The following is a 14061-nucleotide window of genomic DNA, read 5'->3' as shown; positions in this document are numbered from 1 at the left end:
AAAATCGATTTACACCTCACCAAACAATACAACAACCTAGAAATAGCTTAGAGTATTAAGTCAATCTTTATATTAAAAATATTACTCACTGAGAAAGTTAACATGACAAAGAGAAGTGATCAACCGCCAATGTTTTATGGGCATGTGAATTAATATCTGACGTTTTCAGATAGTTATAAATCCTTAAACATAGCAAGCATTAATTTAGGCAATGCACTGAAAAAACTGTAGCAAGCAAAACATTTAACTAACTGGTTTATTGCCTGGTATGTAGCCCGCCACAAGCCTCATTAATACAGGGTGAATTAATGAGACCTCATCCCTCTCCAAAAGATCCATTAGGCCATCAAGTTCACCCTTAAGAATATCCCATGAAATAAATTCTTCATGAGCCTTCATGATTTTTGGATGACTAGTTTTCTCAGGGTTATAACCAATCAGAAGCTCTTCATAAAGTTTCTCGCCAGGCCTCAACCCTGTAACCTTAATTTCAATATCACCATTAGGATTTAATTCATCCTTAACCATCAGACCTGAAAGGTAAATCATCCTTAAGGCCAAATCATAAATTCTAACTGGCATGCCCATATCAAGTAGAAAAACATCACCACCTGACGCCATAGTGCTTGACTGAATTACCAACTGGGCAGCCTCAGCTATGGTCATAAAGTAACGAGTTACATCAAGATGTGTCAAAGTAATTGGTCCGCCAGCCTTAATCTGAGATCTAAAAAGCGGCACTACGGAGCCAGATGATCCAAGTACATTACCAAATCTAACCATTGAAAATATTGGAGCAACACCAGAATGGGTGGGGTTTTTTGAAATGGACTGAACAACTAACTCAGCCAAGCGCTTGCTTGCACCCATGATATTGGTGGGTCTAACAGCCTTATCAGTACTAATTAAAATAAAATTAGAGACCCCAAAATCCAAACTCAATTGAGCGCAAATGAGGGTGCCCAATACATTATTTCTAATTCCTTCGGCATAATTTTGTTCAACTAAAGGAACATGTTTATATGCAGCCGCATGAAATATAGTGTCAGGACGATGTACTGAGAAAATTTTTAACATGGCCCTTCTATCACGAACAGAAGCTAAATATGGCTCAATCCTTATGGAATTATTCATATTTGATGGAATCAAATCATCTTCGCGACTACTATCAACATTTTTTTGATGGGAATTTGCAACCAACTCTTTTAATTCTTCAAAAATTGAGTACAGCCCATATTCATTAATATCAACCAAGATTAATGCACTTGGCGATAGCCGAATAATTTGGCGACATAGTTCGGAGCCTATAGATCCACCGGCCCCTGTAACCATTACAACTTTATTAAAAATATTTTTTTCCAATACTTCATTATTTGGGTGAAGCACCTCCCGGCCCAACAATTCATTCATATCTAGGTCATTCAACTGTGAATTATTAAGCTTGCCAGATATCATGTCGACCAATCCAGATACCTTGCGGACACGTACTCCGCAATCGCAAAGAGTTTCAATGATTTCTTTCTTCCTATCATTAGGCATTTCTGGCATCGCCAAAAGTACGTCTGTTATGCCTAATGTAATAATTAGATTTCGCAACTCAGAAGGCGCATAAACATGTACCCCATTAATCATATTTCCCTGCAAATAAACGTCGTCATCAACAAAACCATTAACATTCATCTCACCAGCCACTCTCAATCCTTCAGCCAGTTGACGACCGACTGAACCCGCGCCATAAATTAATGCGGACGGATGGGCATCTGCAAATTTTATGCCACCCACAAAAAAATTATTCAAGCACGCTCGAATTAAATACCTAACAGAGAGTATGCCGATAAAAAATAAAATGGGATGGATAAGGCCTACAAAACGGGGCACTCCGTTTACTCCAACTATCGAAAAAACCACTATAAATAATATGCAATAAAGTACAAAAGGCTTAAAGATTGAATTAAAAATAGCGAAGCCAAAATATCTAAAAATAGTGCGATAGAAACCGAAGGCAAAAAAAATGGGGATAAAAAATGCGGGGGCTAAAATAAATGCCCACCACTGATTGCCAACAGGAGTTTGCCACTCCTCGAGCCGGAGCCCAATTGCAAACCAAATGCTTAACAGACAAATAAACAGATCAATAAAAATGACAATAGACTGCTTTATAGGGCGAGGCAATTTCACCAGTAGTTTAATATTAAGCCGTTTCAATTTAATCTCTTTGAAGTTATGAAATGCAGAAAATATTGATCACTTAATAAGCACCCAATAATCTACATAGATGATTAATGGGATATGTCCGACCGAAGAAAAACTAATGCAATTGTCAGATAGATTATCTTTAGATCAAACCAAAATGATCGCCTGCGAAGATATTCAACCTCATATTCAACCTTGTCCGCAACTGTCAGCATATCACGGCCGTTTATCTGCGCCCAGCCAGTTAACCCTGGTAATAATTTTTGAACACCATATTTATTTCTCAATGCTATCAAATCATCTTGATTGTAAAGTGCAGGACGGGGTCCAACAAAACTCATATCTCCCATCAAAATGCTCCAAAGTTGTGGCAATTCATCAAGACTAAATTTTCGCAAAAAAGATCCTACTGGGGTTAAGTAACTTTGGGCGTCATAGATCAGATGCGTTGGCATAACAGGTGAATTTGTTTTCATACTTCGAAACTTAGGCATTAGAAAAATATCATTATTTTTTCCAACACGATTTGACCAAAACAGAATTGGTCCACTAGAAGTTATTTTGATTAAAAAAGATATTGCAACAAATATTGGCGCCAACAGAACAATAGCAGTCAGACTGAGCAAGAAATCAAAAAAACGCTTCATTTAAAATATTAATTTGTTGGATAGTCTGATTTAATTATTTTTTACCTTAATGTACTAAAACATAATACCGAAATGCACCCCTGGATACCAGTGATCTTCAACCTCCTCTGCAAAATACAAATATTTTTTATCCCAACCTACTGCCAGCTCCTGCAACGCAGCTGAAAATCTGCCTTTATTTGTTACAACTAATGGGGTTTTACTCAGCTTAGGCTTTAAACAATCAAACTCCATAACCTCATACGCATAGGATCTGCAGCCATCTGAAAAATAAAAATCCACCTCCTCTACCGTAGAAATCAGATAGTTAAGAGCATCGGAACATATAAATTCAAAATTATCAGAGGTATAAAACCCTTTTAATTTTTAACTGGCATCTATATTTAAATCAATACCAATATATCTCCCAGAAAAACCTTCGCTTAAATTTTTTTTTATAGCCTCACACATTATTAATGTATTTATGCCTTCCCCAATACCATTTTCAATAGAAATTTTAGGTTTTTTTGCGCGAATCAGAAGATAGTTAATAATTCGTACACTAAAGGCTGAATGGGAATTTGGTGAGATTATTTTTAGATAATCCTTAATCTCAGCGTTTGATTCTAGCTCAACGAAATATTTTTTTACTTCAACATAAGAAAGTCCTGTAATAATGCTGACTGAATTCAATAAATATAATTTATTTAGAGGTGTCAGGCTATATGTAAAAGAATGCACTTCTTTCGAAGTAAGTGATTTTATAAAAATTAGCTTTATTTTCTTGGCGTAATATTTAAATCCATAAATTACCATCCATGCTATATAAAATAACCTTTTATTTATAATTATTTTTTTGTACATTTTTTTATTGGTTTATTTTTACATTTTTTGATCTAAATTTTTTTCTAGGTCTTGATAGTCAAATTCTTCAAGTAACTCCTTAAAAATATCAACGATTTGAGATTTTTTCCAAATGCCTTCCTTATATATTCGCTTAATTCCATTTTCAAAGGCCTCTAATTTATCAGCATCAAATTCCGGCTGATTACTAATGATCCCTATATCACTAAATCTATCAAAATCAAGTTTTTCATGCCCCATAAAAAATTCTTCAGCAGCCTTTTCCCCGGTAGTATCTGATTTAAAAAAATAGCAAGGCCACTTACCAGCTGCAATTAACTCGGACGATCTGTTACGGGCCTCCTGCTCGGAATTGCACTCATAAACTTCAAAGCCCAAATCATTAATAAAGCGTGTAGCTACGCTAGATAAAGTGTGTAAATGTAAATCAATACTCATTTTAGGGAAGAAAATATTGCGATTCTCACCCATAAGTCCCGCCATAAGACAGAGTTGACCAGACTCCTTTGGCGTTACAAAGTACCTACTAATATCGACTGGGGCTGCTATTGGCTGTTGATTCGTAAATCTTTGAACGAATCCATGCAACAATGACCCATCCGAAAAAGCAACATTTGCAAATCGAGCAGTTGTGACATTAGATTTAAGGCTTTCTTGCATCAAAAATAATTCCATAATCCGTTTACTCGCCCCCATCATATTTACTGGATTCGCAGCCTTATCAGTCGAAACGCAAAAATAATTTTTAAGACTGCGACTCTTGACTAATCTAAGGGCATTTATAGTACTGAAAATATTTACATTGATCATTCTCATTAATGTAAATGGATCTCTTTCACTGCGTACATGCTTTAATGCCGATAAATTAAAAACATAATCATAGGTTCCATGGTGCCTTACAAATGCAGAGAACTCGGGACTAGAGCAATCCAAGGCAAAAGTACGAAAGTCTCCTGCGATATAACCAATTTCACTTCTTAGGCTCCGCACGACCTCAACTAAATTATTTTCACTAAGGTCAACTACATGCAATGCCTTTGGGTTGCGACTAAATACTTCATGAACAACTGACCTGCCTATAGAGCCCGCACCCCCTATTACTAAAACTCTAGAACCACCAATTGTTTCACGTAAGAATTGATCGCTATTCAGAATATCACGGGAAAATAATTCTAAATCTCGGCCTACAATAGATAAATGATTCATAGTATTCATTTAGACATAATAAATTTTAGGGGAAAATTACAGTGATTTACTTGATAACGCTGCGGCTCTTAGCCCATCGTCCACGGAATATTTTGGAGTCCAGCCTGTTAAATTTAACGCTTTTGAATTATCCACCTCCAATGAATCTATTAACCGCGAAATTGCATAACTACTCCCAGCAAGCTTCGATAGAAAAATTAATATCCAAATTGGTACTGGAATTAAAATTACTTTTACCCCTAAGGAAATTGATAATCTTCTTATTAAATCAGGCGTTGAAAGTGCCTCAATGTCTGAAATTTCAAAAATTTGATTTGATAAATTCTGAAAATTAATACAATGAATTAAAAAATCAACGAAATTATCCAAAGAAATCATTGATCTTCTATTTTTTACTAACCCGAATGGGAGAATTTTTATTGTTTTAATTAATTTAATCAATCTAAGAAAGTTACCACCCACACCTTCGCCATATATTAACGGGGGTCTTACAATTACAACATCAAAATTCTTTGAATATTTTGCAATATAAATAATAAATTTTTCAGATAGTCTTTTTGTATAATCATAATACTCATTATTTTTTAATTTACTAAGATTTAGTGCTTCTGAATTTAATTCAAAAAGATTATTAAAATCTCCAGAATCGATTGACAAGATAATTCTTTTAATCTCTTCATCTGAAATATTCCACTCAATATTCCTTGCTTTAATTGAACTAATATAAATGAATCGCTTGACACCTAATTGGAGTGAGTTTTTAGCAAGATAGTATGTAGCAACAACATTTTGAAGAAAATATTTCTCAAAAGTATCAGCTGAACATTTAGCCTGCACATGAACTCGTGAAGCACAATGCACGAGAGTGTCCACACCAGAAAGTTCATCTTCCCAATTGCTCTTAAACGAGATATCTCCGACCACAATATCATCTAAATTGATTTTTTGTGAGCGCACTAAACCTATTGTCAAATAACTTTTGGATCTTAATTGCTTGCACAAATAGGAGCCCACAAAGCCAGACGCTCCCGTTACAGCAATTATTTGTTTGTTTGTTTTCATTTACAAAAATTCAAGTAACTTCTTTGGGTACCTAGATAAAATTTTTAAAAGATTTGTTGGAATAGAATTTTCCCTTAATGCCTTCAAAAATTCATAGTTTAATATTATTGTACTAACTAAGCCTGAAGTACTTATTCCTCCCACACGCATGAGAACTAAGACACGCTCTAAATATATATATTTAATTTTTTTCTTTACAAAAGTTCTAGCAATGAATTCAACATCAGCCGCAATTTTATAATTAGTTTTATAAAGGCCATATTTTTCAAATACACACCTTCTAAAAAAAATAGTTGAATGTGCTGGCATCCAACCGAAATCAATATTTTTCCCATTGAATCGACGGGAACTAAAGTACCTTACAACATTACTAGGCTTACCCTTAAAGTATTGAGCATCTCCGAAAACCGCATCAATCTCATGATCTTCAAATATTTTTGCCACATCAGATAAAATATTATTATTAAAAAATAAATCATCTGAGTGTAATAAACCTATTATTTCTCCATCAGATAATAGAATTCCTTTATTAATGGCATCATAAATACCATCATCATATTCAGATAAAATCTTGCTATCTTGATGTGCATTTTTCTTAACAATACTCAAAGTATTATCTAAAGAATTTCCATCTATAAATATATGCTCAATATCTTTATAAGTCTGAGATTTTACACTTTCAATGCAATTTAAAATAGTAGAATCTCGATTATAAACAGCTGTAATTATAGAAATTTTCAATTGTTAGGAATTCCAAAATAATGGTGATTAAATTTTTTCTCTATAAAATTTAAAATTATTACAAGAATAATTAAGCTTATATAAATTTTAAAACCCCCAATAAATGAACCTCTAACAATATAAATCGATGCGAATACATACATTAATGCATACGACGTGACAGATGATATAGATTTCTTATAAATTGATATTCTAACAAAATAATTTATTAAATATAAATATAGATAGAAAGTGAGATATACAAAAAAAGGGGATCCAAAATATAGTGCAAATTCTCCAGGAACAAACCAAGTTCCATATGGAGTTAATTCATTAATATTAGCGATATTATATGAATTAATGTAGCTATACTTATCACTAATAAATGAATTTGGGATTAACATCATAAATATATCTGATAATAATCCATAAGCACCTATGCTGTTGTTATATTTTAAATAATCAATAACTAAAGTTAAATTATAAAAAGTATATGTAGTTTCGGCATAAAATAATCTCACAAATAAATCATAGTATTCAAAAATACCATATTTACCTTCAATTGAAATATGATATAAATTACCTTTATCCCTATATATAACCACAAGGGTAGATAAAATTGACAAGATAAATAATATTGGCAACCCAAGAATAACTTCATTCATTTTTATACCAGGAAAGTGTTGACCATCTCTTAATTTATAACATATAAAAAAATAAATTAATGCCCATAATATAAACTGTCGTGAACCAATTTTCATAAAACATATACATAAAAAAATATATATTGCAATGATTAATATCTTATTATACTTTTTTATGCAGTCATTCATCCGTATTGATAAGATATAAAACACAATGACTAAATTTGATATCCCCTCAAGATTGTATGATTCATTGATTAATTCCCAATTAAGGTTGTTGAATAAAAATGAAAATACTATTAAAAGAGATATATCTATGATTTTTAAATGATATTTTTTATTGCTATCAAATTTAATATAGCTCGATATATTTATCAAGCAGGAAATAAGTGCTAGCTGTATTGCATTTAAATAATTAATAATATAAAAAAAATTTTCACTTATCTTATTGCAAATTTTTTCTCCATTACCCAATTCGTCGATAATTTGACAGGAATTAAATCTTAAATCATAAATTATCGGTACTGAATACAGAACTATAAATATGAATAACCCAACTCTATAATCTATTATTCCAAATTTATATATATATAATGTTAAAATAATCAACTCTATGTAATATAAATAAAAAGAAAAGTCAATAAAATATTCCTGTAAATAGATTAAGAAACTAGAAACTATAATTGTCAATAATAGCTTTATATTTTTAAAATTTAGATAATCCATAACCTAATTATCTAAACGAAGCACTTGATTAGATAAATCAAGGATCCTGTCAGCATGATCTGACCACTTGTACCTGCCACCCAAAATCTTCGCATTAAAGCTTAATTTTAGTCTAAAGTTGTCGTCCAGTATTAATCGCTCAATTGCATTAGCAATTGATAGTTCATCTCTAGGATTTACAAAAAGAGCACTTTCGCCAGCAATTGATCTCATGGGCTCTACATTTGAACAAACCATCGGTAATCCTCTAGCCATCATTTCTATCATCGAGATTGGCATACTTTCACACTCGGAAAGAAAAATGCCTAAATCAGAAATGGAAGTAATCTGCGCAACATCTTCATAAGGAATCTCGTCTTTAATGAAAAACCAACTAGGCCAATCGCTAGATTTATTATCCATATAACGTAGGAGTTTAGTTTTTGATTTTTTATATGCAGGCCCAACACAACTAAACCGTAAATCTATATATCCCCGCGCTCTTAATATCATTACTGCGTTAAATAGTGGGATATGATTTTTATATTCATCAATCCTTGACAGGTATAGGATATTAACAACTAAGTTTGGCCCATTTTTTAATATTTTTCCTGACTTATTACGTCGAATAAATATCTCATTAACCCCATTTGGGATGACAGTATTATTTACATTCTTTATGAAATATTGCTTAGAAATAATAGATTTAGAATTTTCACTAAGGTATACAATGCTATTTGCCCTTGAAAAAGAATATATATATAAAAATTTTAATAATAAGAGTCTAAAAAAATTTAATGACGGGAAATATTTTATTATTACAGAATTAGTAAAAGGGAGTAAGTTTTGACTATATACAATAGTTGCTACTTTCTTTCTTAGGAAGAATCCTCCAGGCACTAAAATCAAATCAATTTTATTCGCATCAATACTTTTGTTTATCCCCCAAAAAAGCCATAAGTATTTATAACTATCAACTGGTATTTTGACGATGCACTTTCCGTCAGGTATTTTTGATAATATTTTTGATTCTGCCCATATAAAATACTGATTTGGAATATCATGCCTTATAAACTCATTTAATAATGATTGAAGATTTACGAGTGTACCTCCACCACCAATATTAATTGCAATAATTCCGATTCTTTTCATTTTATGGTTATTATATTTTCATATAATTCCTTTAGCCTTATCCCCATATTTTTAAAATTATAATCATTTTTGACTATACTTAAACAATTATTAGACATAATATTTAATCTATCATTATCCTCCAATAAAATATTTGATAGTATTTTAGCTAACGAATCTACATTTCCATATTCAAAATATAAACCTGTAATCCCATTGATAAATGCATCAGACTCTGGCATCTGAAATTCTCTATTTGAATGAATTACAGACGGGAGCCCATAACAGTATGAGTGTATTAAACTTAACCCCACGCTGCCCGGGTAGCAAAATATTTTACATTGATTAGCTACTTTTGAAATATCATCCTCATTTATTGAAAGTGGATATAAATCAACACAACTACCAAGATTCATTTTATTTATTTTATTGAGAATTAATTTCTCCTCAGCATCATCTGAGTAGCCCAAAACAGCTAATTTAAATCTATACATCTTATTTATCTTCAAAGATTGAAGTAATAAATCTAAATCTGATTTTTCTGTGCATCTTCCTAAAAATAAAATGTCATATTTTCTATTAACAGGGTTATATTTACATGCTTTACTATTAATAGCACTATAATTCATGCCATTATTTAAATAATATACATTTTTATTATTTTTTTTAAAAAAAATATTTGAGTATTTTATTTTTTCATTTTTTGTATAAAATAAAATATAATCATAAAAAAGCATAATTAAAAATCTAAAGGTAGCACGATAATGCTTTGATGTCGAGCTCCAATAGTGGCCCCACCATACAGTTTTAGCACCAAGAAAAAAACTCTTAGCTAAAATATAAAAATTTGATAGTATTCTGGGGTTTCCATCAACTATGATTACATCACCCCTTTTTATAGGAATTCTACCTACATTTACCTGCCAATACATTCCAAAAAATTCTATCGTGTTTCCAATACATCTTTGATATTCAAATGCACTATTATTAGCATTAAATATAATTGACTTATTTCTAGCTTCCGAATAATAAATCTGAATGGGTAATTCGATTATGGACTGGCAATGGGAATAAAATTCCTCTCTATATTTCGGGTTTTCAAGTTGAATTATTTTAAGCATTACTTACAAAAATCGAAAGTTAATATGTTTGATTCTATATTAATAGTATGCATCGCTGAGAAGTTAAGCTTATCAATTAAATCATAACCATCCACCTCCTTTATATCCACTAAATACTTTGTTAATTCTAAAATTTCATAATATTTAACTTTTTGACCATATGTTTTTGATCCTTGAACTTGTCCGACTCTAATCATTTTTTTATTTAATTTATAGAAACCAGCATTTCTCCCACCTATTGTTGAGGATATAACTGGAGACATGGGATGTCTAACCCAATCAGTAGAAAAAGGTGATTCGCTATAGTAAATTACCAAATTAATGTACTGATCGTGTTGTACAGTATCAGCCTCAGATGCAAATAACCACCATAGATTATCATGCTCAAATATTATAGGATCTACTGCGTTAATATTTTTTATAATTGTTTTATGATAATTCCATATATTTGGGAATTCCGCACACTTATATATTCTAATCTCAGTTATTTGAGATGATTCCGGGCACATATAAAATACGCCATCGTATTTAAATACAAACGGGAAGGATAAATGAAATGATTCCGATATTATGGTATGAATATAATTTGTTCCATTACATAAGATAACTACTATCTCACCCCTTTTTTTAATTCCATCATATTTTTCACAGAAAATATATAGTTTTTCATTAAATACCACGGGAAATGGATCGGCTAGAAAAGAATTGGGAGGATTTTTAATATAGTTTATTTTATTTAAATTTCGTATATCAAAGTATCCTATTTCCCAAATATATTTACCATTTCCCATCATACGCTTTAGTAATTTTATAGAAAAAAACTTAGCCTGTAGGAGCAAGTATCTTATTTGGGCTTTAATTCGTGGTGCTATAAAAATACTTTTATTTCCTAGAACATCATCTCTGGAGTTTGATTCGTCATAATCCAATATATATTCATGATCTATTTTTTTATAAACACTTTTATACAGATTAATTTTTGTCTCATATATTGTTGAATATATACTTAATCTTAAAAATATTTTTCTTTTTATTGCTGATTCAGAAATTATTACTTCAACAAATAATTCACTTATATTATTAGTTATTGCGTATAGAATCATTTCGATTCCAACATTAACCCCATCTGTTAATTCTGAAAGTAGAATATCTTCAATTATAAATTTATTTATTCCATAATCAGTATTTTTTTTAGTAAAAAAAGATCTAGATTTTGATGCTCTTTCCTTTATTTTAAAGAAAAGATAGTCAATCAAAGAAATTAGCTCAAACAAGTGTATATTTAATTTTAATTTCCCCATCCAATTCCGCTTATCCTGAAATTTAATAATAGGAAAATTACAAGCAAATATATCAATAAAGGTTATATTTTTAGCGGCTTTGGTGTGATTTATTTTTTTTAACATTTACTATATTTTTATAGTAAAGAAGTCGATTTTTTTATTTTGACCATTTTGCAATTTTGTATTTACGAATTCAATACTCCTTATAAAGATTGTATTTCCTGGAATAATTTTAGAGGATTCCCTTACCTTATTATTATCCTTGTCATATACGCATTGTGTGAAACCAAAATTCTTTACAAAATTGGAGATGTAGTTGTCAGAGTATCCATATCTTTCCGTCATACCATTGGCCTCTACAATGACCACTGAGACCCCTTTATTCTTCAGTATTTCTGTAGCACCCTCTAATACTTGAATTTCATGCCCTTCTACATCAATTTTTAGGAACGTAGGTTGTAAATTTTGCAACTCGGCGTTAAGGGTGCTAACCGCTATCAATTCTGTATTTTCTTTACTTAAACGGTCAACTATAAAGTTTTTTGGTCCGCCATTTATGGTTATGCTCTCCCGGCCAATTTTATTGCTTATACCTATTTTCCGGAGTTGAATTTTTTCTCCAGAATAATTTAATTCGATATTTTTTTTGAGCTTAAGGAAAGTTGCAGTGTTTGGCTCAAATGCTATTACTTCTGCTTCGCTAACCATAGAGGCTAAAATAGAGTAACTCCCACAATTAGCACCAACATCTATGAATAAGTCATTATTCCCAAGGAAACGTATTGCAAATAGCATGTCATCATAATCTTGAAGGCCGTAATATATATTGCCGGTGAATCCCGTGTCGCCTTGGGATATGTTAATTTTCAAGTTATTAATCCATGTCACGGTAATATTATTTTTAAGTCTTGATTTAATCTGCCATAAAAAAATCCTTAACAATACTTTGGTTTTATTTTTTTTTACATAAGGGTTGCTATTAAAATTATTAATAACTCCTTTTATTGCATCAATTTTATTAAACATTTATTTAAAATAATTTCTGAAAATACTGCAAAATTAAAGTCAGCTTACTTCTTATATTTTTACCGTTAACCCTAAAAGATCCCCTTCTTGGTTGCCTTACCTCTCTAAAGATGTCATTTCCAAAGGTTATGTAGTACATTGAAAATACCAAGCACAACCATTGATTCCTAACAGTTAATTGTTGGGATATTAAATTAGTTAATTCACTTATATCCTTTGGTACATATATACAATCCAAATCTTCAAACACATTGTGGGCCAGGAATATAACAGGCTTACCCATAGCTACAGCCTCCATTGCAATTGTGCTACCAATAGCAATCACTTTCTCACTTTTTCTTATTAAATCATATGAATCAGCTCTATCCAATGGTAAAACATGCCTGACCTTATCTCCATCTGCCTGAGCCACTAAGTTTTCAAGCTTGGTCTTTTCGATACCGGTTAATCGTCTTGAATTAGGGTGCCAACGTACAACAGCAACCACGTCATCAAACTTTGATAATATTTTTAGAACCTGGGAGACGCCTATGTAAAAATCTTCAAAAAAATATCCGCTGCAATCATAGCCCTTCAGCCCAGAAAATTCAGAATAAGTCCCGACAAATATTGATACTATTTTTCGGTTTTTTAAATCTCGATATAGAGATTCTGATATTTTAAATTTTGAGCTAAAGTCATAGAAACCCAAATAATTATGCGCTCCCTTAACTCCTGGTAGGCCGCACGCCCTTCCATAATAAGCGCTAGCTTTATTAATGCTCTCAATGTACTTAGGCGAGTCTTTTATCAGATGTATTTTGATTTCTTCAATATTCTTTTTTGAATCCTCTAGGTCGTGAACTGTATAGCAGTTATTACGTATTAAAATTCCATCCAAAGCTCCGCCAGAAATAAAAGAGCTGAAGTTAATTTTTTTATTTCTAGCGGCATATCCCATTACCCCTTCACAATGCCTTCTTCCATTCCAATAATATAAGCTCTCTATATTTTTTTTCTCAATTATCTGCTCCGTCTGATCATATAAATTAACAGCATCGCTCATCAATTGATTAATAAAATTGTTATTGCCTACCACTGAAAAATAACTATCTTCATAGTAAGTTGCTATAGACGAGTAAACTAGATTTCCTATTAGAGCTCCCTTGTACTCTTCTGCTTTTAGGGCCTCGTGTGTGGAAAAATTCCAATCACCTTTTTTTATAAAATCACCTAAATTAATAAATTCATTTATTCCCTTGCCCTTTAATAGCTTGATAGTTTTATTTGTTTGCAATCTGCAAGCTTGACACAACAGTTTCTTTTTATCTAAATTTGCCGGACAAAAACTCAACTGACCAGTGCAGCTCAGAAAAATTACATTGTTGCCATTTGAAGACTCTCGAAGCGCAATTTCAACAGCCTCTGCATGATGCGATATCCACAGTGGAACATGTGAGTAAACTAATACATTCATTATGCTACGTCCAAAAAAAAATAT

At 31.6% G+C, this 14061-nt stretch carries 13 protein-coding genes; all 13 read right to left on the bottom strand.

From position 1 onward, the window contains the following. Positions 1 to 243 precede the first annotated feature (243 nt). Positions 244 to 2205, bottom strand: coding sequence for a nucleoside-diphosphate sugar epimerase/dehydratase (locus C2756_RS01760; RefSeq protein WP_251372091.1), 1962 nt, complete (start codon positions 2203 to 2205; stop codon positions 244 to 246). A 74-nt stretch (positions 2206 to 2279) separates the two neighbouring features. Continuing rightward, positions 2280 to 2840, bottom strand: a complete 561-nt coding sequence (locus tag C2756_RS01755; RefSeq protein ID WP_215319680.1) for a sugar transferase — start codon at positions 2838 to 2840, stop codon at positions 2280 to 2282. A 54-nt stretch (positions 2841 to 2894) separates the two neighbouring features. Continuing rightward, complete coding sequence (locus C2756_RS01750; RefSeq protein WP_215319679.1) at positions 2895 to 3122, bottom strand: hypothetical protein; 228 nt, start codon at positions 3120 to 3122, stop codon at positions 2895 to 2897. Positions 3123 to 3206: 84 nt separating this feature from the next. Further along, positions 3207 to 3683, bottom strand: a complete 477-nt coding sequence (locus C2756_RS01745) for a hypothetical protein (protein WP_215319678.1) — start codon at positions 3681 to 3683, stop codon at positions 3207 to 3209. A gap of 18 nt (positions 3684 to 3701) precedes the next feature. Further along, positions 3702 to 4889 (bottom strand): SDR family NAD(P)-dependent oxidoreductase, encoded by a 1188-nt coding sequence (locus C2756_RS01740; RefSeq protein WP_251372090.1) that lies wholly within the window; start codon positions 4887 to 4889, stop codon positions 3702 to 3704. Between the two features lie 36 nt (positions 4890 to 4925). Continuing rightward, a complete protein-coding gene (locus tag C2756_RS01735; protein ID WP_215319676.1) occupies positions 4926 to 5951 on the bottom strand; it encodes an NAD-dependent epimerase/dehydratase family protein in 1026 nt (341 codons plus the stop codon). Next, positions 5952 to 6692, bottom strand: a complete 741-nt coding sequence (locus C2756_RS01730) for a glycosyltransferase family 2 protein (RefSeq protein WP_215319675.1) — start codon at positions 6690 to 6692, stop codon at positions 5952 to 5954. After that, on the bottom strand, positions 6689 to 8041 hold the full coding sequence (locus C2756_RS01725) for a hypothetical protein (RefSeq protein WP_215319674.1): 1353 nt from the start codon (positions 8039 to 8041) through the stop codon (positions 6689 to 6691). The genes C2756_RS01730 and C2756_RS01725 overlap by 4 nt, the downstream gene beginning before the upstream one ends. Positions 8042 to 8044: 3 nt before the next feature. Then, the gene (locus C2756_RS01720; protein ID WP_215319673.1) at positions 8045 to 9172 is read right to left on the bottom strand and encodes a glycosyltransferase; all 1128 of its coding nucleotides are present in this window, start codon (positions 9170 to 9172) and stop codon (positions 8045 to 8047) included. Continuing rightward, complete coding sequence (locus C2756_RS01715; protein WP_215319672.1) at positions 9169 to 10272, bottom strand: glycosyltransferase; 1104 nt, start codon at positions 10270 to 10272, stop codon at positions 9169 to 9171. Before C2756_RS01715 ends, C2756_RS01720 begins: the two co-directional genes overlap by 4 nt. Then, a complete protein-coding gene (locus C2756_RS01710) occupies positions 10272 to 11678 on the bottom strand; it encodes a hypothetical protein (protein WP_215319671.1) in 1407 nt (468 codons plus the stop codon). Before C2756_RS01710 ends, C2756_RS01715 begins: the two co-directional genes overlap by 1 nt. A gap of 3 nt (positions 11679 to 11681) precedes the next feature. After that, positions 11682 to 12581: an FkbM family methyltransferase gene (locus tag C2756_RS01705; RefSeq protein ID WP_215319670.1), complete on the bottom strand. Its 900-nt coding sequence runs from the start codon at positions 12579 to 12581 to the stop codon at positions 11682 to 11684. 4 nt (positions 12582 to 12585) lie between these two features. Next, entirely contained in the window at positions 12586 to 14037 is a 1452-nt protein-coding gene (locus C2756_RS01700; protein ID WP_215319669.1) for a hypothetical protein, read from the bottom strand. Between the last annotated feature and the right edge of the window lie 24 nt (positions 14038 to 14061).

It is taken from the genome of Polynucleobacter sp. UB-Siik-W21 (assembly GCF_018687415.1).
Lineage (GTDB): Bacteria > Pseudomonadota > Gammaproteobacteria > Burkholderiales > Burkholderiaceae > Polynucleobacter.
The sequence above is the reverse complement of the archived record's forward strand: the minus strand, read 5'-3'. Positions and strand labels throughout refer to the sequence as shown.